The organism is Variovorax sp. PDC80 (genome assembly GCF_900115375.1).
Taxonomy (GTDB): Bacteria; Pseudomonadota; Gammaproteobacteria; order Burkholderiales; family Burkholderiaceae_C; genus Variovorax.
The window spans coordinates 147,725-172,889 of sequence record NZ_FOWG01000008.1; the positions used below are offsets into that span (position 1 = coordinate 147,725).

Annotated in this window: 18 protein-coding genes; 11 read left to right on the top strand and 7 right to left on the bottom strand. The window is 70.4% G+C overall.

Annotation, left to right across the window (positions count from 1 at the left end):
- Positions 1-71: 71 nt before the first annotated feature.
- Positions 72-578, bottom strand: a complete 507-nt coding sequence (pal, locus tag BM109_RS23040; protein WP_093347731.1) for a peptidoglycan-associated lipoprotein Pal — start codon at positions 576-578, stop codon at positions 72-74.
- A gap of 89 nt (positions 579-667) precedes the next feature.
- Complete coding sequence (locus BM109_RS23045; RefSeq protein ID WP_256222730.1) at positions 668-5,755, bottom strand: RodZ family helix-turn-helix domain-containing protein; 5,088 nt, start codon at positions 5,753-5,755, stop codon at positions 668-670.
- A gap of 342 nt (positions 5,756-6,097) precedes the next feature.
- On the opposite strand from BM109_RS23045, the gene BM109_RS23050 reads away from it, so the two are divergent.
- Positions 6,098-6,532 (top strand): DUF1841 family protein, encoded by a 435-nt coding sequence (locus BM109_RS23050; RefSeq protein ID WP_093347737.1) that lies wholly within the window; start codon positions 6,098-6,100, stop codon positions 6,530-6,532.
- Between the two features lie 7 nt (positions 6,533-6,539).
- Here the strand turns inward: BM109_RS23050 and BM109_RS23055 are convergent, their stop codons facing one another.
- Positions 6,540-7,523 carry a LysR substrate-binding domain-containing protein gene (locus tag BM109_RS23055; protein ID WP_093347739.1) on the bottom strand — a complete coding sequence of 328 codons (984 nt, stop codon included), beginning with the start codon at positions 7,521-7,523 and terminating at the stop codon, positions 6,540-6,542.
- A 134-nt stretch (positions 7,524-7,657) separates the two neighbouring features.
- Between BM109_RS23055 and pcaH the strand changes: the two genes are divergently transcribed.
- The 3 genes from pcaH (at position 7,658) to BM109_RS23070 (ending at position 10,515) form a co-directional block, all read left to right on the top strand.
- Entirely contained in the window at positions 7,658-8,374 is a 717-nt protein-coding gene (gene pcaH / locus BM109_RS23060) for a protocatechuate 3,4-dioxygenase subunit beta (RefSeq protein ID WP_057590882.1), read from the top strand.
- 23 nt (positions 8,375-8,397) lie between these two features.
- The gene (gene pcaG / locus BM109_RS23065) at positions 8,398-9,012 is read left to right on the top strand and encodes a protocatechuate 3,4-dioxygenase subunit alpha (protein WP_057590881.1); all 615 of its coding nucleotides are present in this window, start codon (positions 8,398-8,400) and stop codon (positions 9,010-9,012) included.
- Positions 9,013-9,144: 132 nt separating this feature from the next.
- Entirely contained in the window at positions 9,145-10,515 is a 1,371-nt protein-coding gene (locus BM109_RS23070; RefSeq protein ID WP_093347741.1) for an MFS transporter, read from the top strand.
- 85 nt (positions 10,516-10,600) lie between these two features.
- Here BM109_RS23070 and BM109_RS23075 read toward each other — a convergent pair whose 3' ends face one another.
- The gene (locus tag BM109_RS23075; RefSeq protein ID WP_093347749.1) at positions 10,601-11,296 is read right to left on the bottom strand and encodes a c-type cytochrome; all 696 of its coding nucleotides are present in this window, start codon (positions 11,294-11,296) and stop codon (positions 10,601-10,603) included.
- Positions 11,297-11,446: 150 nt separating this feature from the next.
- Between BM109_RS23075 and BM109_RS23080 the strand changes: the two genes are divergently transcribed.
- The 7 genes from BM109_RS23080 to BM109_RS23110 all read left to right on the top strand — a co-directional run bounded on the left by BM109_RS23080 (position 11,447) and on the right by BM109_RS23110 (position 21,008).
- Positions 11,447-12,301, top strand: coding sequence for an AAA family ATPase (locus BM109_RS23080; RefSeq protein ID WP_093347752.1), 855 nt, complete (start codon positions 11,447-11,449; stop codon positions 12,299-12,301).
- 13 nt (positions 12,302-12,314) lie between these two features.
- Complete coding sequence (locus BM109_RS23085) at positions 12,315-12,563, top strand: hypothetical protein (RefSeq protein WP_093347754.1); 249 nt, start codon at positions 12,315-12,317, stop codon at positions 12,561-12,563.
- A gap of 23 nt (positions 12,564-12,586) precedes the next feature.
- Positions 12,587-13,174, top strand: coding sequence for a GNAT family N-acetyltransferase (locus BM109_RS23090; RefSeq protein WP_093347763.1), 588 nt, complete (start codon positions 12,587-12,589; stop codon positions 13,172-13,174).
- Positions 13,175-13,192: 18 nt separating this feature from the next.
- Entirely contained in the window at positions 13,193-14,380 is a 1,188-nt protein-coding gene (locus tag BM109_RS23095) for a vWA domain-containing protein (protein WP_057590875.1), read from the top strand.
- A 135-nt stretch (positions 14,381-14,515) separates the two neighbouring features.
- The gene (locus BM109_RS23100; protein WP_093347767.1) at positions 14,516-16,459 is read left to right on the top strand and encodes an autotransporter assembly complex protein TamA; all 1,944 of its coding nucleotides are present in this window, start codon (positions 14,516-14,518) and stop codon (positions 16,457-16,459) included.
- A gap of 5 nt (positions 16,460-16,464) precedes the next feature.
- Positions 16,465-20,556, top strand: coding sequence for a translocation/assembly module TamB domain-containing protein (locus BM109_RS23105; RefSeq protein WP_093347771.1), 4,092 nt, complete (start codon positions 16,465-16,467; stop codon positions 20,554-20,556).
- A 116-nt stretch (positions 20,557-20,672) separates the two neighbouring features.
- Positions 20,673-21,008 carry a hypothetical protein gene (locus BM109_RS23110; protein ID WP_093347772.1) on the top strand — a complete coding sequence of 112 codons (336 nt, stop codon included), beginning with the start codon at positions 20,673-20,675 and terminating at the stop codon, positions 21,006-21,008.
- 7 nt (positions 21,009-21,015) lie between these two features.
- Here the strand turns inward: BM109_RS23110 and BM109_RS23115 are convergent, their stop codons facing one another.
- From BM109_RS23115 to fdhF, 3 genes are read right to left on the bottom strand one after another with little or no spacing between them, the layout of a single operon-like run.
- Complete coding sequence (locus BM109_RS23115; RefSeq protein WP_093347774.1) at positions 21,016-21,318, bottom strand: formate dehydrogenase subunit delta; 303 nt, start codon at positions 21,316-21,318, stop codon at positions 21,016-21,018.
- Positions 21,319-21,360: 42 nt separating this feature from the next.
- The gene (gene fdhD / locus BM109_RS23120) at positions 21,361-22,248 is read right to left on the bottom strand and encodes a formate dehydrogenase accessory sulfurtransferase FdhD (RefSeq protein ID WP_093347776.1); all 888 of its coding nucleotides are present in this window, start codon (positions 22,246-22,248) and stop codon (positions 21,361-21,363) included.
- Between the two features lie 19 nt (positions 22,249-22,267).
- A complete protein-coding gene (fdhF, locus tag BM109_RS23125; RefSeq protein WP_093347779.1) occupies positions 22,268-25,153 on the bottom strand; it encodes a formate dehydrogenase subunit alpha in 2,886 nt (961 codons plus the stop codon).
- Positions 25,154-25,165 lie beyond the last annotated feature (12 nt).

Sequence of the window (25,165 nt, forward strand, 5' to 3'; positions counted from 1 at the left end):
TCTTCGTCATGCGTTGCCGCGATGACTCGGAAGACCGGGAGCTGCCATCGAAGGCATCGCAGTTCCCTGGTTCAGCGGTAGCTGAATTCGGCGCGGCGATTGAGCTGGTAGCCCTCCTCGGTGTTGGCAAGCGATGCGGGTTTTTCCATGCCCCAGCTGATGGCTTCGAGCCGTTCGGCGGGCACGCCCAGCTGCGTCAGGGCGCGCTGCACGGCTTCGGCACGGCGCTGGCCCAGCGCGAGGTTGTATTCGCGGCCACCGCGCGAGTCGGTGTGGCCTTCGAGCACGACGCGGCTCGTCGGGCGGTTGCGCAGGAAGCTGGCGTGCGCCTCGACGATGTTGCGGTACTCGGGCTTGATGTCGTATTTGTCGAAGTCGAAGTACACGATCTTCGACACGCCGGCCGGGCCGTTCTGCACCGGCGGCGGGGGCGGCGGCTCGACCTTGGCGACCGCGCTCGCCCCCTTGTTGGAGTAGTAGTAGGTCGCGTCGTCGCGGCCCTGCTTGGGCCCGGTGCCGCAGGCGACCAGGCTGGCGCCCAGTGCCGCGATGGCCAGTATCCGGAAATTCGTCTTCATACCGTTCCTTTCAGAGGACGGACCGTTGCCGGTCCGTCCTTTCTTCTGCTGCTCGTTCTCTTTTTTTCCGTCCACTGTCCGTGACCGGATCAGCCCAGCAGGCCGTGCAGGATGTTGGCGACCGGGGTCACCACATTGCCCACCGTGTGCTCGACCTGGCTGGTGATCGGGGTCACGACCTGGGTCAGGTTGGTACCCAGGGCGTGGTCCACGCCGTCCAGCACGTTGGCCACCGTCTCGACCACCGGCGCCGCGGCACCGGAGGCGCCCGCCAGGATGTCGGTCACCGGGGCCAGTGCGCCGGCGCTGGTGCCGGTCAGCGAATCGACCACCGGCGTCGCGCCACCCGTCAGGCCGCCGAGGATGTCGGTGACCGGCTGCAGGATGTTGGCCAACGGGCCGTCGCCGCCAAGCGAGCCGAGCAGGCTGCCGACGAGGCCGTCGTTGCCCAGCAGGCCGCCGACCAGGCCGTCGTTGCCGAGCAGGCCACCGACCAGACCGTCGTCGCCGAGGACGCCGCCGAGCAGGCCGCCTTCGCCGCCGCCGAGCACGCCACCCAGCAGGCCGTCGTTGCCCAGCACACCGCCGAGCAGACCGCCGTCACCGCCGAGCACGCCGCCCAACAGGCCGCCATCGCCGCCGAGCACACCGCCCAGCAAGCCGTCGTTGCCGAGGACGCCACCGAGCAGGCCGCCTTCGCCACCGCCGAGCACGCCACCCAGCAGGCCGTCGTCGCCCAGCACACCGCCGAGCAGACCACCGTCGCCACCGAGCACACCGCCCAGCAGGCCGTCGTTGCCGAGGACGCCACCGAGCAGGCCGCCTTCGCCACCGCCGAGCACGCCACCCAGCAGGCCGTCGTCGCCCAGCACACCGCCGAGCAGACCACCGTCGCCACCGAGCACGCCGCCCAGAAGGCCGTCGTCGCCGAGGACGCCGCCGAGCAGGCCGCCGTCACCGCCGAGCACGCCGCCGAGCAGGCCGCCGTCACCGCCGAGCACGCCGCCCAGAAGGCCGTCGTCACCCAGGATGCCGCCGAGCAGGCCGCCGTCACCACCGAGCAGACCGCCCAGCAGACCGTCGTCGCCCAGGACACCACCCAGCAGGCCGCCGTCACCGCCGAGCAAGCCGCCCAGCAGACCGTCGTCACCCAGCACGCCACCCAGGAGGCCACCGTCACCGCCGAGCAAGCCGCCCAGCAGACCGTCGTCACCCAGCACGCCACCCAGGAGGCCACCGTCGCCGCCGAGCAAACCGCCCAGCAGGCCGTCGTCACCCAGCACGCCACCCAGGAGACCACCGTCACCGCCGAGCAGACCGCCCAGCAGGCCGTCGTCGCCCAGCACGCCACCCAGGAGACCACCGTCACCGCCGAGCAAGCCGCCCAGCAGACCGTCGTCACCCAGCACGCCACCCAGGAGACCACCGTCGCCACCGAGCAGGCCGCCCAGCAGACCGTCGTCGCCCAGCACGCCACCCAGGAGACCACCGTCACCGCCGAGCAGACCGCCCAGCAAGCCGTCGTCGCCCAGTACGCCACCCAGCAGGCCACCGTCGCCACCGAGCAGACCGCCCAGCAGGCCGTCATCGCCTAGCACGCCACCCAGCAGGCCACCGTCACCGCCGAGCAAGCCGCCCAGCAGGCCGTCATCACCCAGGATGCCGCCGAGCAGACCACCGTCGCCACCGAGCAGGCCGCCCAGCAGGCCGTCGTCACCCAGGACGCCACCCAGCAGACCGCCGTCGCCACCGAGCAAGCCGCCCAGCAGACCGTCGTCGCCGAGGACACCACCCAGGAGACCGCCGTCGCCGCCGAGCAGGCCGCCCAGCAGACCGTCGTCACCCAGGACACCACCCAGCAGGCCGCCGTCGCCACCGAGCAAGCCGCCCAGCAGACCGTCGTCGCCGAGGACGCCACCCAGGAGGCCGCCGTCACCGCCGAGCAAACCGCCCAGCAGACCGTCGTCACCCAGCACGCCACCCAGGAGGCCGCCGTCGCCGCCGAGCAAACCGCCCAGCAGACCGTCGTCGCCCAGGACGCCACCCAGCAGACCACCGTCGCCACCGAGCAAACCGCCCAGCAGACCGTCGTCGCCCAGCACGCCACCCAGGAGACCACCGTCACCGCCGAGCAAGCCGCCCAGCAGACCGTCGTCGCCCAGCACGCCACCCAGCAGCCCATCGCCGCCGATCAGATTCGCCACGCCATCGGTCAGGAAGTCGACCTGCGTGCCCACCGCGCCCAGCAGTGCGTCGGTAGTACCGGCGCCCAGCAGCTGGTCGGTCAGCGGGCTCAGCAGGCCGCCCAGGCCGTCGGTGACCTGGCCCACGAGGTCGTCCACCGGATCCAGCACGTTCGGGTCGTTCGGCGTGAAGGTGTCGCCGAGCAGCGGGCCCAGCAGGCCGCTCACCGTATCGGTCAGGCTGTCGGTCAGGCCGACCACCGGGGCGAGCACGTCGCCCAGGCCGAGCTCACCGAGCAGACCGTCGTTGAGACCGTCGACCAGACCACCGACGATGCTGTCGGTCGGGTCGAGCAGTTGGGCACCCGTGCCGCCGCCACCGCCGTCGAGCAGGCCACCGAGCAGACCGCCCAGCAGGCCGTCTTCGCCGATCAGGCCACCGACCAGGCCGTCTTCGGCCAGCAGGCCGCCGACCAGGCCGTCCGGACCCAGCAGGCTCGGCACCAGGCCGTCCTCGCCGAGCAGGCCGCCGACGATGCCGTCGTCGCCCAGCAGACCGCCGAGCAGGCCGTCGTCACCGAGCACGCCACCGAGCAGGCCGTCGTCGCCGAGCAGACCGCCCAGCAGGCCATCGCCGCCGATCAGGCCACCGAGCAGACCGTCGTCGGCCAGCACGCCGCCGAGCAGGCCGTCGTCGCCGAGCAGACCACCCAGCAGACCGTCGTCGCCAAGCAGGCCACCGAGCAGGCCGTCGCCACCCAGCAGGCCGCCGAGCGGGCCGCCGGCACCGAGGATGCCGTCGTCGCCGAGCACGCCACCGAGCAGACCGTCGTCGCCGAGCAGGCCACCCAGCAGGCCGTCGTCGCCCAGCAGGCCGCCGAGCAGACCGTCTTCACCGCCGAGCAGGCCGCCCAGCGGGCCGTCGGCCAGCAGGCCACCGACCAGGCCATCGGGGCCCAGCAGGCTGTCCACGATGCCGCCTTCGCCGAGCAGACCGCCGGCGAGGCCTTCGCTGCCCAGCAGGCCGCCGAGCAGGCCGTCGTCGCCGAGCAGGCCACCGACCAGGCCGTCTTCGCCCAGCAGGCCGCCCAGGGCGCTGTCTTCACCGATCAGGCTGCCCAGCAGGCCGTCGGAACCGAGGGCCGGGCCGAGCAGGCCGCTCAGCAGGCCGCCTTCGCCGCCCACGCCGCCGAGCAGGCCGCCGTCACCCAGCAGGGTGTCGAGCAGGCTGCCGACCGCGGTGCCTTCGCCGATCAGGCCACCGACCAGACCGTCGTCGCCGAGCAGCTGGCCCACGAGGCCGTCTTCGCCGAGCGCGCTGCCTAGCAGGCTGCCTTCGCCGAGCAGGCCATCGACCACCTGGCCGATGGTGCCGTCGGTGCCCAGCAGGCCGTCGACGAGGCCGTCGATGCCCAGGCCGGTGGTCACGCCACCGAGCAGGCCATCGCTGCCCAGCACGTTCTCGAGCGCGTTGCCCAGGGCGTCGGTGACGTAGTCGACCTGGCCGTTGAGCGAGCCGATCAGCGCGTCGGTCACGCCGTTGCCCAGCAGGGCATCGACGACCGGAGCGACCGCGCCGCCCACGCCGTTGGTCAGGTTGTCCACGGCCGTGTCTACCGGATCGAACTCGTTCGGATCGTCGGGCGTGAACTCTTCGCCGACGATCGGCGAGAGCACGTCATCGAGCAGGTCGGTGACGCCATCGACCACCGGCTTCACCGGGTCGAGCGCGCCGCCCAGGCCGAGGGTGTCGTCCACGGCATCGATCACGTGGTTGACGAGGCCGTCGCCCGGATCGAGGAGGTGGTCGGCGTCTGCGTCTGCGTCTGCGTCTGCGTCTGCGTCTGCGTCGGCATCAGCGTCTGCATCGGCATCAGCGTCTGCATCGGCATCGGCATCGGCATCGGCATCGGCATCAGCATCAGCATCAGCGTCTGCATCGGCGTCAGCGTCAGCGTCTGCATCGGCGTCGGCGTCGGCGTCGGCGTCGGCGTCGGCGTCAGCATCGGCGTCAGCGTCCGCATCGGCGTCAGCGTCCGCATCGGCATCAGCGTCCGCATCGGCATCAGCGTCCGCATCGGCATCAGCGTCTGCATCCGCATCGGCATCGGCATCGGCATCGGCGTCAGCGTCGGCGTCCGCATCGGCGTCGGCGTCCGCATCGGCGTCGGCGTCCGCATCGGCGTCGGCGTCCGCATCGGCGTCGGCGTCCGCATCAGCATCAGCATCAGCATCAGCGTCGGCATCCGCGTCAGCATCCGCGTCGGCATCCGAGTCCGCGTCGGCATCAGCATCCGCGTCGGCATCGGCGTCCGCATCGCCATCGGCATCCGCGTCCGCATCGGCGTCCGCGTCGGCATCGGCGTCGGACTCACCCACGCCGCCTGGAATCTGGAAAGGAATGAAGCCGCCATCGCCACCACCACCGCCGCTCAGCGCGGCACCCAGTGCGGCAGCGCCCAGCGCGCCGAGGGCGAACTCGCCCAGGCCGATGCCGCTGCCGGCAGCGAGCTTCTTGGTGACGGCCAGCGCGGCGGCATCCGCATCGCTGTCGGGCGGCGTGACCTGCAGGTCGCCCGAGGCCACGTCGACGTTCACCTGCTCGAGGCCGCCAGGCAGCTTGGTGGAACCCACGGTGGCATCGGTGCCGCCGGTGAAGACGCCGGCCAGCGGCGCCTTGTTGCCGGCCGAGCCGGGGAACAGGACGTTGGCCTGGCCACCGTCGGGAACGATCACGCGATCGCCGGCCATCAGCGAATGGCCGCCGTCGACGGGAATCGACACGCCATCGCGCATGACGACCGTGCCCGGCGTAGCATTGGATAGCGATCCGATGCTGGCGGGCCCCGTCGCGACAGGCGCGGAGGGTGCGACCACCGGTGCCGAGCCCATGGGGGCGATCGGCGTTGCGGTGGCCTGGGCGATGACCACTGGAGCAACGCCGTTATCGGCAGTTCCCGCGGTCGAAGGGGTCGATGCTTGTGGTGCAGTCATGGCGGCCTCTGTGACAAAAGATGGAACTACAGGGGCAACTTGCGTGCCGCCTTTTCGCGGCCTTGCACCCACTGCCCATCGACCGCCGCAACTCGTTGATCTGCTTGGGTTTTTCTTTCAAATCAGTCCTTCGCGAGACGGCTTGCGAGGGCTTTCACCGAGGTCTTTTCTCGATTCGTTACGTAACGATGTAACGTGTGCGCCCCGGAACGCCGGCCCGACCCCAGGGGTTTTCGGCCGACACGCGCAAGCGCCACGGACCTGCGTTACGCGTCATCGCCGCGCACGTGCCCACGGCCTCGCGGCCTGCGTCCCCTCCGCTTCTTCTCTGCCTATCTATATATGTTCAATCCCTCCCAGGAAGACGTGCGCCGCTTCTTCTGCGACGTGTACGCCAAGCACCGCCAGGGCCTGCCGATGGAAGCACTCGAGACCATCGCCGCCGGCTGGATCGAGGCGCACCCCGAGTACCACGAGGACCTGCTCGACGCCGACGCGGCGGTGGCGCGGGTCTACGACGGATCGAACGGTCGCGAGAACCCGTTCCTGCATCTGTCGATGCACCTGTCGATCAGCGAGCAGTGCTCGATCGACCAGCCGCGCGGCATCCGCCAGGCGGTCGAGCTGCTGGCCGCGCGCCGCGGTTCGCTGCTCGATGCGCATCACGAGGCGATGGAATGCCTGGGGCAGATGATGTGGGAGAGCCAGCGCGCGGGGCGCCCACCCGACGGCGATGGTTACGTGGCCTGCGTGCAGCGCCGCGCAACGAAGGACTGAAGCCCGGCTATCCCGCCGACGCCCCGCGCCGCCGCGCCGGCAGCGAGCCCTGCGGCTTCGCGGCCTCGCGCAGCAGCCCCGCCATCGCGGTACGCAGTGCCGAGGGCTCGGCATCGCTGCGCTGCAGCAGGCCCACGGGCTCCTCGGTGCCGGCGGTGTCGATGCGCAGCCGTACCATGCGGCCGTCGGCCAGTTCGCCGCGCGCCGCGCCCAGCGGCGTGATCCACACGGCATCCGACAGCGCGACCAGAGCGCGCGCCAGCGCGACGTCGAGCGTCTGCAGCGTGTTGGCCGGCAGCGCGAGGCCGCGCGCCGACAGGAAGCTCTCGGTGTTGTGGCGCGGGATCGTGCCCTCGCCGTAGACCATCAGCGGATAGTCGAGCACGGCCTGCACCGACACCGGCCGGTGCGCGAGCGCATGGCCGGTGCGCACCGCGAACACGAGCGGCTCGGTGTGCAGCAGCTCGAAGCTCAGTCCGCCCATCAGCCGCGGGTCGCTCATGCGGCCGACCACCAGGTCGAGCTCGCCGGCGCGCAGCTCGTCGAGCAGCACCGGGTTGGCCGCGCTCTTCACCACCACCTGCACCGCGGGCCAGAGGCCGCGCAGCCGCGCCAGCGCGGCCGGCAGCAGCGCGGGCGCGACGCTGGGCAGCGCGCCGATGCGCAGCCGCTCGACGCGCCCCGCGGCCGTGGGCGCGATGGCCTCGGCGCTGGCGTCGAGCGCCTCGAGCACCTTGAGTGCATGCGCGAGCAGCTGCTCGCCGGCCGGCGTGAGCCCCTGCACGCCGCGCCGCCCGGCGCTGCTGCGCTCGACCAGCCGCGTGCCGGCGATGCCCTCGAGCTCCGACAGCGTCTTCGACACCGCGGGCTGGCTCAGCGCCAGCCGCTCGGCCGCGCGCGCCAAATGGCGCTCCTGCGCCACCGCCACCAGGCAGCGCAGGTGGCGCAGCTGCACGTTGCGCACGAAGTCCAGCCGCAGGTCGCTCGTCATCGGCCTCTTGCCCTCGTCTTCTGGATTACCAATGGTTATTGAAACGGAATCAATCTTCAATTTACATCATCGAAGCGGGATTCCAGAATTCGCCCATCCGGACCCGGTCCGTCCCACGACAGGAGACAACAGGCATGTTGACCAAAACCCAGCCCCAGCTCACCCCGCGTGACTGGGACGCCCATCCCAGCTACGTCTACCCCGGCTACAAGTCGACCGTGAAGCGCGGTCCGCAGAAGCCGCTGATCCCGCTCAAGGCCTCGCTCGGCGAGCTGCAGCAGCCGGTCTACGGCCACGAGAGCATCGGCGAGTTCGACCACGACCTCACGCGCAACGCGCGTCGCAACGGCGAGCCGCTGGGCGAACGCATGATCCTCACGGGCCAGGTGCTCGACGAGCGCCGCCGCCCGGTGGCCAACACGCTGGTCGAACTCTGGCAGGCCAACGCCTCGGGCCGCTACGTGCACAAGGTCGACCAGCACGATGCGCCGCTCGACCCCAACTTCCTCGGCGCGGGCCGCTGCCTGACCGACAGCGAGGGCCGCTACCGCTTCCTCACGATCAAGCCCGGCGCCTATCCCTGGGGCAACCATCCGAACGCCTGGCGTCCGCAGCACATCCACCTGTCGCTGTTCGGCCAGAGCTTCGCGAGCCGCCTGGTCACGCAGATGTACTTCCCGGGCGACCCGCTGCTGCAGTACGACCCGATGGTCACCGGCACGCCCGAGCGCTACCGCAACCGGCTGATCGCCGACTTCAGCCTCGACATCACCGAGGAAGGCTACGCGCTGGGCTACCAGTTCGACATGGTGCTGCGCGGCGCCGACGAAACACCGTTCGAGAACCGCTGAGCGCAGAAGGAAAGAGACACGCCATGAGCAAACTGATGAGCGCCCAGGAAGCCGACTTCGGCCAGACGCCCTCCCAGACCGTGGGCCCCTACTTCGCTTACGGCCTCACCGCCACGCAGTACGGCTACGACTTCGACCAGCCCTTCGACGCGGTGCTGGCGCTGGACGACGCCGCCGGCGAACGCATCCGCCTCGAGGGCCGGGTGATCGACGGCGACGGCAATGCCATCAACGACGCGCTGGTCGAGATCAGCCAGCCCGACGGCGAGGGCCGCTATCCGCAGACGCCGGCGCAGGCGCGCGAACTGGGCTTTCGCGCCTTCGGCCGCGTGGGCACCGGCACCGACGCGCAGAACCGCTTCGTGTTCCACACCGTGAAGCCCGGCGCCGAGTCGCCCGGCGAGGCACCGCACATCAACGTGATCGTGCTGATGCGCGGCCTGCTGCTGCATGCCTTCACGCGCGTGTACTTCAGCGACGAGGCCGAGGCCAACGCCAGGGACGCGGTGCTGCAGAGCGTGCCGGCCGAGCGCCGCCACACGCTGGTCGCGCAGCGCATCGAGCGCGGCGGCGCGGTGAGCTACCGCTTCGACATCCGCATGCAGGGGGCGGAGGAAACCGCCTTCTTCGACGTCTGAGCGCCTGAAACCGAAGCCGGCCACCGCGCCGGCTTTTTCGTACCCGGACTTCTTCTTTACAGCGCGGCAGCCGCAAGGCGGCCGCGCGCTCGCCGCTGCGCATCGCAAAACCATTCCAACACGGAGCAACGCATGTCATCCCCCTCGGCTTCGCTGGACGTCCAGTCATTCCTCGACCGGCATCCCTTCTCGGCCTTCCAGTGGCGCATCTTCGCGCTGAGCTTCCTCGTGGTGCTGCTCGACGGCTTCGACACCTCGGCCATCGGCTACATCGCGCCCTCGCTCGCGAGCGAATGGGGCGCCAGCAAGATGGCGCTCGCGCCGGTGCTCAGCGCGGCACTGTTCGGCCTCGCGGCCGGCGCGCTGCTGGCCGGGCCGCTGGCCGACCGGCTCGGCCGCAAGCGCGTGCTGGTGGGGGCGGTGCTGGTGTTCGGCCTGGGCTGCCTGGCCTCGGCCTTCTCGCAGAACATGCCGCAGCTGGTGGGGCTGCGCTTCGTCACCGGGCTCGGCCTGGGCGCGGCCATGCCCAACGCGGTGACGCTGATGAGCGAATACTGCCCGAGCCACCGACGCGCCACCATCACCAACACCATGTTCTGCGGCTTCCCGCTGGGCGCGGCGCTCGGCGGCTTCCTCGCGGCCTGGATGATCCCGCACCTGGGCTGGCGCAGCGTGCTGGTGCTCGGCGGCATCGCGCCGCTGGCGCTGGTGCTGCTGATGGCGACGCTGCTGCCCGAATCGGCGCGCTACATGGTCGCGAAGAAGTACGCCACCGAGCGCATCCGCGCCGTGCTGCGCCGCATCTCCGAGAGCGCGGCGCAGGCGCGCGCCTTCACCCTCACCGAGGCCGGCCCGGCGCCCGTGGACGGCAGCGGCGGCGGCCTCGCGCTGGTGCTCTCGCCGCGCTACCTCGTAGGCTCGGCCATGCTGTGGATCGCCTACTTCATGGGGCTGGTGATCTTCTACGCCATGATCAACTGGATGCCGATCCTGTTCCGCGAGGCCAACGTGCCGCCGCAGACCGCGACCGTGATCTCGGCGCTGTTCGCGCTCGGCGGCGTGGGCGCCATCTTCTTCGGCTGGCTGATGGACCGCTTCAACGCCAACCTGGTGATCGCCACCGGCTATGCGCTGACCGCCGTCAGCGTCTACCTGATCGGCCAGTCGCTCGGCAGCCTCGCGGCGCTGGTGCTGACGGTGCTGCTGGGCGGCACGCTGATGAACACCGCGCAGTCCTCGATGCCGGCGCTGGCCGCGGCCTTCTACCCGACGCAGGGCCGTGCCACCGGCATCGCCTGGATGCTGGGCCTGGGCCGCTTCGGCGGCATCGCGGGCTCGTTCTTGGTGGCCGAGCTGGCCAGCCGTCAGCTGGGCTTCGCCCAGATCTTCGCGGTGCTGGCGGTGCCGGCGCTGATCGCGACCGTGGCGCTGCTGGTCAAGCAGGTGGTGCACCCGCATGCGGCCGATGCCGACCGGGGCGCCGGGGCGGTGGCCGGGCACTGAACACGCCCGCCTCCCGGACAGCAAAAAGCCCGCGTCCGCGGGCTTTTGCTTTTTGCGCAAGGCCGGCGAGCCGGCTCGCCCGCTGTTACTTCTCGGCGTGGTGGATGCGCGACTCGGGCACCGTCTTGAGCTCGCCCGGCACCGAGGCGATGTAGCTCGCGAGGGTCTTGAGTTCGGCGTTGCTGAACTTCTTCGGCTCGACCTGGCCGGCCATCACGGCGTTCGAGCGGCCGAGGTGGATGTTGTTCTTCACGCGGTAGGACTTCAGCGCCACGAACAGGTAGTCGGCATGCTGGCCGGCCAGCTTGGGCACAGTGCCGTCGTTCGGGGTGTTGAAGTTGGCGCCGTGGCACTTGGTGCAGCTGTTGTCCTCGCCGTTCTTCTTGATCAGCGCCTGGATGTTCTCGGGCATGGCCTTGGCCAGCGCGGCCGGGGGCGCGTCGCCTTCCTTCACGCCGAGCTGGCTGTAGTAGGCGGCGAGGTCGGCGATGTCCTGCTCGGTGAGCGTGTCGGCGATCGCGCGCATGGTCGGGTGCTTGCGGTCGCCGCCCTTGTAGGCGGTGAGCGCCGCCGTGATGTACGTGGCGCTCTGGCCCGCGATCATCGGCACCTTGTGGATTTCAGGAAAGCTGGCCTGGTAGCCGATGATGCCGTGGCAACCCACGCACATCTGGACCTTCTTGGCGCCGTCCTGGGGCTTGCCCGTGACTTGCTGGGCTTGTACCGACACCGTCCCGCAAGCGACAGCAAGGGCAAACATCGTGGTCAACAACTTGTTCATTTTGCGCGCACAATCTCGTGGAGATACCGTTTTTCGAACCAACTTTCGATTATATGCAAGGCTCCCGCGGGCGCCTGTGCGGGCCGACCCGAAGGACGCACGTTGCCGATCGAGTGTGTTCTTTTCTCCACCACAGCCTCCCGTTCACGCATGAAATTCAAGGGCTCAGACAACTACGTCGCGACACAGGACCTGATGCTCGCGGTCAATGCCGCCATCACCCTCAAGCGCCCGCTGCTCGTCAAGGGCGAACCGGGCACCGGCAAGACCATGCTGGCCGAGGAAGTGGCCCAGGCGCTGAACCTGCCGCTGCTGCAGTGGCACATCAAGTCGACCACCAAGGCACAGCAGGGCCTCTACGAGTATGACGCGGTGAGCCGCCTGCGCGACTCGCAGCTCAAGGACCTGGATGGCGGCGAGCGCGTGCGCGACATCCACAACTACATCGTCAAGGGCGTGCTGTGGCAGGCCTTCACGGCCGAGCAGCCGGTGGCGCTGCTGATCGACGAGATCGACAAGGCCGACATCGAATTCCCGAACGACCTGCTGCGCGAACTCGACCGCATGGAGTTCTACTGCTACGAGACGCGCGAGCTGATCCGGGCCAAGCATCGTCCGCTGGTCTTCATCACCTCGAACAACGAGAAGGAGCTGCCCGACGCCTTCCTGCGCCGCTGCTTCTTCCACTACATCAAGTTCCCCGATGCCGAGACCATGCGCAGCATCGTCGACGTGCACTTCCCCGGCCTCAAGCAGGAACTGCTGGCCGCGGCCATGAAGACCTTCTACGACGTGCGCAACCTGCCCGGCCTGAAGAAGAAGCCCTCGACCTCCGAGCTGCTCGACTGGCTCAAGCTGCTGGTGGCCGAGGACATCCCGCTCGAGGCGCTGCAGAGCAAGGAAGACAAGGTCGCCGTGCCGCCGCTGGTGGGCGCGCTGCTCAAGAACGAGCAGGACGTGACCCTGTTCGAGAAGCTGGTCTTCATGCAGCGCAACAACCGCTGAGGCAGCGTCGCTCATGCCTGTGCGGCCATCGCCTCCCGTCGGCCAGCTGCTGGTGCTGGGCGTGGCCCAGGCCGTGCTGTTCGTCATCGGCGCACTGCTCGGCCGCTGGATCGGCCTGTACTTCGGCCTCGATGCCTTCGGCCCCAACGGCTACGGCAACCGCGAGATCTTCGGCATCCTGCTGATCGGCCTCGGCGGCGGCGCGGGCGTGCAGCTCGCGCGCGCCTGGTACGACCGGCGCTACGGCAAGCCGGCACCCTGAACGACACGAGACACCGCGCAACCATGGCTTTCGTCGAACCCGTCACCCTGACATCGCGCGGCCTCGCGCTGGTACCGCTCGCGCTCGCGCACGAAGAGGGCCTGCGCGCCGCGGCCGCCGACGGCGAGCTCTGGAAGCTGCGCGTGACCTCGGTGCCCGAGCCGCAGGACACGCGCGCCTACATCGAGACCGCGCTCAAGACCGCCGACCGCTTCGCCTTCGCCGTGACCGAGGAAGCCACCGGCACCGTGCTCGGCAGCACCAGCTTCCACGACATCCTGCCGGCCGTGAAGCGCGTGGAGATCGGCTACACCTGGTACGCCAAGCGCTGCCAGCGCACCCATGTCAACACCACCTGCAAGCTGCTGATGCTCACGCATGCCTTCGACACCCTGGGCTGCAACGTGGTGGGCTGGCGCACCGACAACTTCAATCACGCCTCGCAGCGCGCGATCGAGCGGCTGGGCGCGAAGAAGGACGGCGTGATCCGCGGCCACGCGATGCGCCGCGACGGCACCATCCGCGACACCGTGATGTACAGCCTGCGCGCGGGCGAGTGGCCCGAGGTCAGGGCGCAGCTGCTCTACCTGCTCGACAAGCCGCGCGACTGAAACCCCAAGGAGCGTCCCATGCTCATCGATTTCTTCTACACCCTGCGCTCGGCCAAGCTGCCGGTCTCCGTCAAGGAATACCTGACCCTGCTCGAGGCGCTGCAGGCCGACGTGGTGGGCCCGAATTCCGACGATGCCTATGGCCTCGACGACTTCTACTACCTCTCGCGCACCGCGCTCGTGAAGGACGAGAAGCACTACGACAAGTTCGACCGTGCCTTCGCCGCCTACTTCAAGGGCGTGGAGATGCTGACCGACTTCACCAAGGAAGTGCCGCTCGACTGGCTGCGCAAGACGCTGGAGCGCGAGTTCTCGGCCGAGGAAAAGGCCAAGATCGAGAAGATGGGCTGGGACGAGCTCATGGAGACGCTCAAGAAGCGCTTCGAGGAGCAGAAGGAGCGCCACGAGGGCGGCAGCAAATGGATCGGCACGGGCGGCACCTCGCCCTTCGGCCACGGCGGCTACAACCCGCAGGGCATCCGCATCGGCGGCGCCGGCAAGAACAAGAGCGCGGTCAAGGTCTGGGACCAGCGCGCCTACAAGGACTACGACGACACGCAGGAACTGGGCACGCGCAACATCAAGGTCGCGCTGCGCCGGCTGCGCAAGTTCGCGCGCGAGGGCCACGAGGAAGAGCTGGACCTCGACGACACCATCCACTCGACCGCGGCCAACGCCGGCTTCCTCGACATCAAGATGCGGCCCGAGCGCCACAACAACGTCAAGGTGCTGCTGCTGATGGACGTGGGCGGCACGATGGACGAGCACATCCAGCGCGTGGAGGAACTGTTCTCGGCCGTGAAGACCGAGTTCAAGCACCTGGAGTTCTACTACTTCCACAACTGCGTCTACGACTTCATGTGGAAGAACAACCGGCGCCGCTTCTCGGAGAAGTTCGCGACCTGGGACATCCTGCGCAAGTACAACAAGGACTACAAGCTGATCTTCGTGGGCGACGCGACCATGAGCCCCTACGAGATCCTGCAGCCCGGCGGCAGCGTCGAATACAACAACGAGGAAGCCGGCGCCGAGTGGATCCAGCGCCTCACGCACGCCTTCCCCAAGTTCGCCTGGATCAATCCCGAGCCCCAGGGCGTGTGGCAGTACCGCCAGAGCATCTCGGTGATGCAGCAGCTGATGTCCAACCGCATGTATCCGCTGACCCTGCGCGGCCTCGAAGAGGCGATGCGGCTGCTGTCCAAGTAACGGAAAAGACCTCCCGGCATACCGGGCCTTGACGGCCCTCGAGCCCCGGCCGCGCGGGCCTGGCGGCCCGCACATCCATGTATCCGAACGCGTCCGACACGGACGCGCCGGATCATGCTGTCAGAATCGTCGCCCATGTTCAGGGTGGTTCGTGTCGTTTTGCCGGCGTGTTGGCCGGCATTGCTTTTTTCCGGCGTCCTGCTTTTGCAAGGCTGCAGCCTGCTGCCGAAAAAGGACGCGGGCGACTCGGCCGCGTCCACCCCCGCGCTGGTGAGCGACGGCGGCGACCGCGCGGCCAGCGCGTCCACGGAGGGCGAGAGGGAGGGCAAGGACGGCAAGCGCCGCGATGCCTTCTCGGTCGACGTGCGCGGCCCCGACAGCGTGCGCGAGTACCTCTCGCTGCACCTCGAGATCCAGCGCTACAAGACGCTCGACGACCTCGGCGCCACCGAGATCTCGCGCCTGATGGTCGCGGCCGAGGCCAATGCGCGCGAGCTGCTCGCCACGCTCGGCTACTTCACGCCCGCGCTCACGCTCGCGCTGCACGAGACGCCCGCGAGCGACAAGGCGCCGCGCGAGATCGTGGTCACCGTCGAGCCCGGCGAGATCACGACCGTGAGCAACGTGCAGCTCAGCTATGCCGGCCCGATCGCCGACGACCCGAGCGCCGAATCGCAGCGCGACACCATCCGCACCGCCTGGGCGCTGCGCGCGGGCCAGCCCTTCACCCAGCAGGCCTGGGACGATGCCAAGGCGGTCGCGCTGCGCAGCCTCACGGCCAAGCGCTTCCCCACCGGCAACATCGAGATCAGCCGCGCCGAGGTCGACGCCGACCGCCACGAGGCCCGCCTGAGCGCCACCTACCAGTCGGGCCCGGCCTACAAGTTCGGCCCGCTGCTCTTGCGCGGCAACCAGCGCTACAGCGCCGACGGCATCCGCCGCATCGCGCAACTGCCCAGCGGCGCCGACTACGATCAACAGAAGCTGCTCGATGCCCAGCAGCGCCTGGCCAGCAGCGGCTATTTCGATTCGGTGTTCCTCACGCTCGACACCGAGAGCGGCACGCCGCTGGCCGCGCCCGTGATCGCGCAGCTGCGCGAGGCGCCGCTGCAGAAGGTGGTGCTGGGCGTGGGCTTCACCACCGACAACGGGCCGCGCCTGTCGATCGACCACATCCACAACCAGCTGCCGCTGCTGGGCTGGCGCGCGGTGTCGCGGCTGTCGGTGGACCGCGACATCCAGTCGCTGGGCACCGAGTGGAAGGCGATCCCCGGCGACGACGGCTGGCGCTGGTTCTCGGGCGCCGAGCTCAAGAGCGAGCAGTCGGGCAGCTACGTGGTCGACAGCGGCCGGCTGCGCGGCGGGCGCAACAAGACCAGCGACCACATCGACCGCAGCTATTTCCTGCAGTACGACTACGCGACCAACCGCGGCACCGATGCCCCGCCCTCGGCCTCGGCCGTGACCGCCAACTGGGGCTGGACCGGGCGCTACTTCGACGACAACGGCTCGCCGCGGCGCGGCTACGGCCTCGCGCTCGAACTGGCCGCGGGCTACACGCTGACCGGCCAGCAACTGCCGTTCACGCGCACCTACGTTCGCTGGCTCGGCATCGTGCCGGTCGGCTGGGCCGACGGCAAGGACGCCGCCACGCTGGCGCGCCGCAGCCGCCTGCAATTGCGTGCCGAGGCCGGCGCGGTGGTCGGCAAGGACTCGGCGCAGATCCCGTCCACCCTGATGTTCCTGACCGGCGGCGACACCACGGTGCGCGGCTACGCCTACCGCGACATCGGCACCGTGCGCGCCGACGGCCAGACGGTGGCGGGCCGCTACCTCGGCGTGCTGAGCCTCGAGTGGCAGCGCCCCTTCGTCTACAAGGACAAGCTCACCGACTTCGAGAGCGTGGTGTTCGTCGATGCCGGCGCGGTGGCCGACAAGCCCAGCGAGCTCAAGCCCAAGGTCGGCGTGGGCGTGGGCACGCGCTGGCGCAGCCCGGTCGGGCCGGTGCAGGCCGACCTGGCCTATGGCGTGGACACGCGCAAGTTCCGGCTGCACGTGCGGCTGGGCTTCACCTTCTGAGCACGATGGCGAACGCAGCGACCGAGACTCCCACCCCGCCCACGCCGCCGGCCCGGCGCTCGCGCACCCGCCGCGCCCTGCGCGCGCTGGCCTGGACCGTCGCCGGCCTGTTCGTCGCGCTGCTGCTGGTGCTGGGCGTCGCCTGGTGGTGGCTGGGCTCGAACCAGTCGCTGGCCTTCGCGCTCGCCAAGGCCGCGGCCTACCTGCCGGCCGGCCAGACGCTGGAGAGCCGCGAGGTCACGGGCTCGCTGCGCACCGGCGGGCGCATCGGCTGGCTGCGCTGGCAGAGCGAGAGCCTCGCGGTCGAGGTGCACGAGGCCAAGATCGGCTGGCAGCTCGCGCCGCTGTTCGAGCGCAAGGTGCAGCTCGGCGAGGTGCATGCGGCGCAGCTGCTGATCGAGCGGCGCGGTGCGCCCAGCGACAAGCCCGCCGAGCCGCTCGAGAAGATCGTGCTGCCGGTCGAGGTCGACCTGCCGTTCCGCATCGACGAACTGCGCTGGGCCGGCCCGCCCGCGCTGCAGGCGCAACGGCTCGCGGGCCACTACCGCTACACCGGCGGCGAGCACAAGCTCGACGTCGAGGGCGTCGACATCGCCGAAGGCCACTACAGCGCGCGCGTGAAGCTGCAGGGCGCGGCGCCGATGGCGATCGAGGCGACACTCGACGGCCGCGTGAAGGCGCCGCTGCCCGAGGAACGCAGCCTCGAGGTGCTGGCCAAGGCCGGCATCCAGGGCACGCTCGCGGGCGCCGACGCGCGCCTGAACGTCCAGGCCGAACTGGCGCCGGCCGAGCCCGATGCCGACGCCCCGATGGAGGCGAAGCTCGAAGCCACCATCGCGCCCTGGCAGCCGCAGCCCGTGATCGCGGCCAAGGCCGACCTGCGCAACGTCGACGCGTCGAGCCTGTGGCCCGGCGCGCCGCAGACGCTGCTCACGGGCAGCGTCGCGCTCGAACCCGATGCCGCCACCGGCCCCGCCGCCTGGAAGGCCCAGGCCGACCTGCGCAACGCGCGGCCCGGCCCGTGGGACCAGGGCAAGCTGCCGCTCGAGCAGTTGCAGGCCCAGGTCGGCTACGACGGCACCAGCTGGGACATCCCGCAGGCCACGCTGCGCGCGGGCGGCGGCCGCATCGAGGCCGCGGGCCGCTGGAGCCCCGCGCCCGCGCCCTGGCAGGCGCGCGCCGAGGTGCAGGGCGTGCGGCTGGGCGCGCTGTACAGCGAACTCTCGGGAGCGCCGATCAGCGGCCGCGTCACCGCGCAGCAGCGCGATGACGACAACGGCGGCATCGGCTTCGACCTCGCGCTGCGCGCCGAGGGCGGCGCCGGCAGCAAGGCGCTGCCGGGCTTCGGGCTCGACCGCGTGCTGGCCCAGGGCCAGTGGAAGGACCAGGTGCTGGACCTGCGCACGCTGCGCATCGATGCGCAGCGCGCCAGCGTCGAGGGCAAGCTGCAGGTGCGCGTGGCCGAGCAGGCCGGCAGCGGCAACCTGAAGCTCGCGCTGCCCGGCGCCGAGGCGCAGCTCGACGCCCGCATGGCGCCCGCGCAGGGCACGGGCGAACTCAAGGCGCGCATCGACGACACCGAGGCCGTGCAGCGCTGGATCGAGAGCCTGCCCGAGATGGCAGGCCTGTTCGCGGGCCGCAGCGCGAAGGGCTCGGCCCGGCTCGACGCGAGCTGGCAGGGTGGCTGGCAGAACTTCCAGCGCCGGCTGCAGAACCCCGCCGCGCCGCTCGCGCGCGGCAACGCCGAACCCAGCCTGAAGGCCAGCCTCGCGGTGCCCAGGCTCGACCTGCTGCTGCCCGCGGCCCAGGCCGGCGGCGCTGCAACCCAGGTGCAATTGAGCGCGCTGCGCGCCGAGCTCGCGGGCAGCATCGCGCAGGCCACGCTGTCGCTGCAGGGCGAGGCCGCCACCGGCACGCAGAAGCTGGTGCTCGACACGCGCGCCAGCGGCGGCCTCGCGGGCGCCGGCCAATGGCGCGCCGCGCTCGCCAGCCTGCGGCTGCAGGCACAGGACAGCACCCAGCCCGCCACGCAGAAGTCGCCCTGGGTGCTCGAACTCGGCCGCGAGGTCACGGCCACGGTGCGCACCGGCAGCGACCGCCTCGAGGTCGAGGCCTCGGCCGCCGGCGCCACCCTGCGCGGCCCGGTGCCCGGCACGGTGCGCATCGACTGGCAGCCGCTGCGCTTCAGCCAGAGCGGCGCCGCCGCCAATCGCGTGTTCCGCGTGCAGTCGAAGGGCGAGCTCAAGGGCCTGCCGATGTCCTGGGCCGAGGCCTTCGGCGCCAGCACCACCTTCGGCGAACTCGGCATCAGCGGCGACCTGATCTTCGACGGCGACTGGGACATCGATGCCGGCGACACGCTGCGCGCCCAGGCCCGGCTCGCGCGCCAGAGCGGCGACATCCGCGTGCAGGCCGGCGAGGCCGCGCTGATCACGCGCATCGAGAGCCGCGGCACCGGTACCGCGAGCGAACGCAAGATGAATTCCAGCGAAGCCGGCCTGAGCCCCAGCACGCCGGCCGGGCTGCGCCGCGCCGAGCTGCGGCTCGATGCCCAGGGCGAGGCGGTGCGCGCCACGCTGGCCTGGGACAGCGAACGCGCGGGCCAGATCGATGCCGAGGCCGGCACGCGCTTCCAGCAGCGCGCCGGCGGCTGGCAGTGGGCGCCCGACGCGCCGCTCACGGGCCGCGTCGCCGCCAAGCTGCCGAACCTCGGCGTGTGGTCGATGCTCGCGCCGCCGGGCTGGCGCGTGGCCGGCACGCTCGACGCCAATGCCACGCTCTCGGGCAGCCGCGCGGCGCCGCGCTGGAACGGCACGCTGGGCGCCGACAAGCTGGCGCTGCGCGCGCCGGTCGAGGGCCTGGACCTGCGCGACGGCCGGCTGCGCGCCAACCTGTCGGGCGACCGCGTCGAGATCGCCGAGTTCACACTCAAGGGCGGCGCCGGCAGCACGGCGCGCATCGCGGGCCAGAGCGGCAACCGCAGCACCGCGGCCAGCGAGGCCGGCACCGATGGCGGCACGCTGAGCGCGCGCGGCGAACTCAACTGGTCGGGCGCGGGCACGGCCGCCGGCGCGCCCGGCATCCGCATGGCGCTGCAGGCCGAGCTGCGCGCGCTGCGCGTGCTGGTGCGCACCGACCGCCAGGTCACCCTGTCGGGCGACCTGCAGGCGCGGCTCGAGAACCGGCAGTTCATCGTGCGCGGCAAGCTCAAGACCGACCGCGCCGTGATCATCCTGCCCGACGAGACCGCACCCAGCCTCGGCAGCGACGTGATCGTGCGCTCGGCCGCCAAGGACCGCGAGGCGGCCGAGGCGCGCGAGCGCGAGGCCGCGCGCAGCGATGCGCAGGCGGCCCAGGCCGCGAAGCCGCAGACCGCGAAGCCGCCCGACATCGCGGTCGAGTTCGACCTCGGCGACGACTTCGCGGTGCAGGGCCGCGGCATCACGACCCGGCTCGAGGGCCAGCTCGACATCCGCAGCACGCGGCTCGATGCGCCGCCGCGCATCACCGGCGAGGTGAAGACCGTGAAGGGCCAGTACCGCGCCTACGGCCAGCAACTCGACGTGGAGACCGGCATCGCGCGCTTCAACGGTCCCTACGACAACCCGCAGCTCGACATCCTCGCGATCCGGCCCAACATCACGCAGCGCGCCGGCGTGCAGATCAGCGGCAGCGCGCAGTCGCCGCGCGTGAAGCTCTATTCGGAGCCCGCGCTGTCCGATGCCGAGACGCTGTCGTGGGTGGTGCTCGGCCGCGCCTCGGCCACCAGCGGCGGCGAATCGGCACTGCTGCAGCAGGCCGCGCTCTCGCTGCTCGGGCGCATCAGCAAGGGCGCCAGCGGCGGCAGCCTGGCCAGCCGCTTCGGCCTCGACGAACTGGGCTTCAAGGGCCCGGGCAGCGGCGGCGACGTGCGCGATTCGGCCGTCACCTTCGGCAAGCGGCTGTCGAAGGACTTCTACGTCACCTACGAGCGCAGCATCGGCGGCACCTTCGGCACGCTGTTCATCTTCTACGACCTCACGCAGCGCCTCACCCTGCGCGGCCAGGCCGGACAGACCAGCGGCCTCGACCTGATCTACACCGTGAAGTACGACTGAGGTACGCATGCGGCGCGCGCGTCATGCACGAAGCCGCGTTTCGTACGGGACTTCGATCTTGACCCCGCGATGGCGCGTGATAAGAATCATCGAAGACGCCTTCCAAGGAGCCGACGATGAACGAGCACGGAGACAAAGGCGGGAGGAACACGGCATCAGACCGTCCAACAGACGATGCACCGCAGGGCGACGAGACCCGCATCGCCTGGTTGCGCGGCGCTTTCCGCGCCGCGATCGCGATCGTCGCCGCCATCGCGGCGGCGGCTTCCGTTCCCCATTGGGGCGGCGACAGCTTCCCCATCACCAGCCTCGTGATCTACGTCGCGGGCATGGTGTTCGTGGCGATGCCGCTGGGCCTCTACTACGAATCGCTGCTGCAGGCGCACGAGCGGCGCCGCGCGCGCAACGCCGAGCGGCGCGAGGCGAAGGCCTTGTCGCACGCGGCGGTGTAGCCGGGTTTCACCCTGCGTCGCCGCCGCCTTGCGGATAGAGCAGCTTCGCCTCGGCCACCATGTGCCCGCCGTCGGGCAGAAGCTTGGCGCGGTGGTCGCGCACGGCCGTGGCCACGATCGGCAGCATCGCCTGCGCCTTGCCCTGGTCGAAGCTCTCCACCAGCGCCAGCCGCATGCTCGGCGCCCAGAAGGACTTGAGGTGCGCCGCGATGGCCTGCGTGGCCGCCCCGGCATCCGACGGGGTCTGGGCCTCGAAGAAGGTGCCGATCTGGTTGGCCATCTTGATCAATTGCACCGACTGGTCATGCATGCGCTGTGTCTCCGCTCGTTGTCGTCGTGAGGTTGTTCGTCATCAATGCGGGCGCCGCCCGTTGGCTGCGGCCGCCGCCGGCACCGTGTCGGCCGGCAGGCGCTGCGGGTGGCTGTAGACCCCCAGGTCCTCGCGCCGCGCGAAGCCCACCAGCGTGAGCCCGGCGCGCTGCGCGGTCTCGACCGCGAAGGAGGTCGGCGCCGACACCGCCGCCAGCAGCGAGACGCCGGCCATCGCGGCCTTCTGCACCATCTCGAAACTCGCGCGGCTGGTCACGGCGATGAAGCCCGCCGCGGCATCGACCTCGTTGGCCGCGAGCGCGCCCACCAGCTTGTCGAGCGCGTTATGGCGGCCCACGTCCTCGCGCAGCCACACGACCTCGCCATCGGCCGAGCACCAGGCCGCGGCATGCACCGCGCCCGTGGCTTCCTGCAATGTCTGCAGCGACTGGAACTGCGCCATCGCGCGGCCGATCGCGGCGCGTTCGAACGACGGCCCCGCGGCCAGCACCGGCAGCTCGCGCGCCACCTGCGCCAGGCTCTCGGTGCCGCACAGGCCGCAGCCGGTTCGTCCGGCCAGCGAACGGCGCCGCTGTTTGAGCCGCGCGAAAGCGGCCGCCGAGACCTCGAGCCGCACCGTGATGCCGCGCTCGGCGCTCTCGATCTCGCTGCCGTAGAGCTCGTGCGCCGCATCGAGGATGCCCTCGCTCAGCGAGAAGCCGAGCGCGAAGTCTTCCAGGTCGAGCGGCGTGGCCAGCATCACCGCGTGCGAGATGCCGTTGTATTCGAGCGCCACCGGTACTTCCTCGGCCACCCAGTCCTGCACCGCGAACGGCTGGCCGCCGCGCACGCCGCGCACCGGCAGCAGCCGCGCGCCTTCGCAGAAGGCGGCCGTGTCGGCGCTCGCGAGCGGCAGGGTGGCGATGTTCATGGCGCTGCGCTCCCGTGCCCTACTTGGCCGGCACCGTCTCGTTCGACGGCGAAGGCGCCGAGGCCGCCGAAGCCGCATTGAGCAGCTCGTTCTGCACCCGGTTGAAGCGGCTGTACTCCTGCTGCCAGGCCGAGGGCTGCATCACCGGCATCACCTGCACCGCCGTCACCTTGTACTCGGGGCAGTTGGTGGCCCAGTCGGAGTTGTCGGTGGTGATCACGTTGGCGCCCGACTCGGGGAAGTGGAAGGTGGTGTAGACCACGCCCGGCTGCATGCGCTCGGACACCGTCGCGCGCAACACCGTCTCGCCCGCGCGGCTCTGGATGCCGACCCAGTCGCCGTCCTTCACGCCGCGCTCCTCGGCGTCGTGCGGATGCAGCTCGAGCCGGTCCTCGCCGTGCCACATGTTGTTGTCGGTGCGCCGCGTCTGCGCGCCCACGTTGTACTGCGACAGGATGCGCCCGGTGGTCAGGAGCAGCGGGAAGCGGCGCGTGACCTTCTCGTCGGTCGGCACGTACTGCGTGACGATGAAACGTCCCTTGCCGCGCACGAACTTGTCGATGTGCATGGTCGGCGTGCCCTCGGGCGCCGCGTCGTTGCAGGGCCACTGGATGCTGCCGAGCTCGTCGATGCGCTTGTAGCTCACGCCGTGGAAGCTCGGCGTCAGCGCGGCGATCTCGTCCATGATCGCCTCGGGGTTCTTGTAGCTCATCGGGTAGCCGAGCGCATTCGCCAGCTTCACCGTGACTTCCCAGTCGGCCAGGCCGGCCTTCGGCGGCATCACCTTGCGCACGCGCGAGATGCGGCGCTCGGCATTGGTGAAGGTGCCGTCCTTCTCGAGGAAGGAGGAGCCCGGCAGGAACACGTGCGCGTACTTGGCGGTCTCGTTGAGGAAGATGTCCTGCACCACCACGCATTCCATCGCCATCATGGCGGCGGCCACGTGCTGGGTGTTGGGGTCGGACTGCACGATGTCCTCGCCCTCGCAGTACAGGCCCTTGAAGCTGCCGCCGATCGCGGCGTCGAACATGTTCGGAATGCGCAGGCCCGGCTCGGGGTCGAGCTGCACGCCCCAGGCGGCCTCGAAGGAACCGCGCGTGGTGCTGTCCGACACATGGCGGTAGCCCGGCAGCTCGTGCGGGAACGAGCCCATGTCGCACGACCCCTGCACGTTGTTCTGGCCGCGCAGCGGGTTCACGCCCACGCCCTCGCGGCCCACGTTGCCGGTGACCATCGCGAGGTTGGCGATGCCCATCACGGTGGTCGAGCCCTGGCTGTGCTCGGTCACGCCCAGGCCGTAGTAGATGGCGCCGTTGCCGGCGGTGGCGAACAGCCGCGCGGCGGCGCGCATCTCGGCGGCCGGCACGCCGGTGAAGGCTTCCGTGGCCTCGGGCGACTGCTCGGGGCGCTCGACGTAGGCCTTCCATTCGGCGAACGAGGCGGTGTCGCAGCGCTCGGCCACGAACTCGTCGGCCATCAGGCCTTCGGTGACGATCACGTGCGCGAGCGCCGTGACCACCGCCACGTTGGTGCCGGGGCGCAATTGCAGGTGATGCGCGGCGCGGATGTGCGGCGACTTCACGATGTCGATGCGGCGCGGGTCGACCACGATCAGCTTCGCGCCCTGGCGCAGCCGCTTCTTCATGCGCGAGGCGAACACCGGGTGGCCGTCGGTCGGGTTGGCGCCGATGACCATGATCACGTCGGACTTCTCGACCGACTGGAAGGTCTGCGTGCCGGCCGATTCGCCCAGCGTCTGCTTCAGGCCGTAGCCCGTGGGCGAATGGCACACGCGGGCGCAGGTGTCGACGTTGTTGTTGCCGAAGCCCGCGCGCACCAGCTTCTGCACCAGGTAGGTTTCCTCGTTGGTGCAGCGCGAAGAGGTGATGCCGCCGATGGCGTTGCGGCCGTACTTCTCCTGCAGGCGCTTGAACTCGCCGGCCGCATAGTTGATGGCCTCGTCCCAGCTCACCTCCTGCCACGGGTCGGTGATCTTCTGGCGGATCATGGGCTTGAGCATGCGGTCCTGGTGCGAGGCATAGCCCCAGGCGAAGCGGCCCTTCACGCAGGAGTGGCCGTCGTTGGCCTTGCCGTCCTTCCACGGCACCATGCGCACCACCTCGTTGCCCTTCATCTCGGCCTTGAAGGCGCAGCCCACGCCGCAGTAGGCGCAGGTGGTGATCACGCTGTGCTCGGGCTGGCCGAGCCAGATCACCGACTTCTCCTGCAGGGTGGCGGTGGGGCAGGCCTCGACGCAGGCGCCGCAGCTCACGCACTCCGATTCCATGAAGGGCTGGTCCTGGCCCGGCGACACGCGCGACTCGAAGCCGCGGCCGCTGATGGTCAGCGCGAAGGTGCCCTGGGTTTCCTCGCAGGCGCGCACGCAGCGGTTGCACACGATGCACTTGGAGGGGTCGTAGGTGAAGTACGGGTTCGACTCGTCCTTCTCGCTCTTGATGTGGTTGGCGCCGTCGAAGCCGTAGCGCACGTTGCGCAGGCCGGTCACGCCGGCCATGTCCTGCAGCTCGCAGTTGCCGTTGGCCGAGCAGGTCAGGCAGTCGAGCGGATGGTCGGAGATGTAGAGCTCCATCACGCCCTTGCGCAGGTCCTGCAGCTTCGGCGTCTGGGTGCGCACCTTCATGCCGGCCTCGGCCGGCGTGGTGCACGAAGCCGGGAAGCCGCGGCGGCCCTCGATCTCGACCAGGCACAGCCGGCACGAGCCGAAGGGCTCGAGGCTGTCGGTGGCGCACAGCTTGGGCACCTGGATGCCGGCGTCGACGGCCGCGCGCATCAGCGAGGTGCCGGCCGGTACCGTGACCTCGGTGCCGTCGATCTCCAGCGTGACCTCGCGCTCGGATTCGCGCTTGGGCGTGCCGTAGTCGGTTTCCTTGAGATGGTTCAACATGTCTTTGCTTTC

Bases quoted from the DNA above. Each gene is read 5' to 3' on its own strand.
- BM109_RS23110 (WP_093347772.1), top strand. From the start codon at position 20,673: ATGAACGAGCACGGAGACAAAGGCGGGAGGAACACGGCATCAGACCGT.
- fdhF (WP_093347779.1), bottom strand. From the start codon at position 25,153: ATGTTGAACCATCTCAAGGAAACCGACTACGGCACGCCCAAGCGCGAA.
- BM109_RS23100 (WP_093347767.1), top strand. From the start codon at position 14,516: ATGTTCAGGGTGGTTCGTGTCGTTTTGCCGGCGTGTTGGCCGGCATTG.
- pal (WP_093347731.1), bottom strand. From the start codon at position 578: ATGAAGACGAATTTCCGGATACTGGCCATCGCGGCACTGGGCGCCAGC.
- fdhD (WP_093347776.1), bottom strand. From the start codon at position 22,248: ATGAACATCGCCACCCTGCCGCTCGCGAGCGCCGACACGGCCGCCTTC.
- BM109_RS23055 (WP_093347739.1), bottom strand. From the start codon at position 7,523: ATGACGAGCGACCTGCGGCTGGACTTCGTGCGCAACGTGCAGCTGCGC.
- pcaG (WP_057590881.1), top strand. From the start codon at position 8,398: ATGAGCAAACTGATGAGCGCCCAGGAAGCCGACTTCGGCCAGACGCCC.
- BM109_RS23085 (WP_093347754.1), top strand. From the start codon at position 12,315: ATGCCTGTGCGGCCATCGCCTCCCGTCGGCCAGCTGCTGGTGCTGGGC.
- BM109_RS23115 (WP_093347774.1), bottom strand. From the start codon at position 21,318: ATGCATGACCAGTCGGTGCAATTGATCAAGATGGCCAACCAGATCGGC.
- BM109_RS23095 (WP_057590875.1), top strand. From the start codon at position 13,193: ATGCTCATCGATTTCTTCTACACCCTGCGCTCGGCCAAGCTGCCGGTC.
- BM109_RS23090 (WP_093347763.1), top strand. From the start codon at position 12,587: ATGGCTTTCGTCGAACCCGTCACCCTGACATCGCGCGGCCTCGCGCTG.
- BM109_RS23105 (WP_093347771.1), top strand. From the start codon at position 16,465: ATGGCGAACGCAGCGACCGAGACTCCCACCCCGCCCACGCCGCCGGCC.
- pcaH (WP_057590882.1), top strand. From the start codon at position 7,658: ATGTTGACCAAAACCCAGCCCCAGCTCACCCCGCGTGACTGGGACGCC.
- BM109_RS23045 (WP_256222730.1), bottom strand. From the start codon at position 5,755: ATGACTGCACCACAAGCATCGACCCCTTCGACCGCGGGAACTGCCGAT.
- BM109_RS23075 (WP_093347749.1), bottom strand. From the start codon at position 11,296: ATGAACAAGTTGTTGACCACGATGTTTGCCCTTGCTGTCGCTTGCGGG.
- BM109_RS23070 (WP_093347741.1), top strand. From the start codon at position 9,145: ATGTCATCCCCCTCGGCTTCGCTGGACGTCCAGTCATTCCTCGACCGG.
- BM109_RS23050 (WP_093347737.1), top strand. From the start codon at position 6,098: ATGTTCAATCCCTCCCAGGAAGACGTGCGCCGCTTCTTCTGCGACGTG.
- BM109_RS23080 (WP_093347752.1), top strand. From the start codon at position 11,447: ATGAAATTCAAGGGCTCAGACAACTACGTCGCGACACAGGACCTGATG.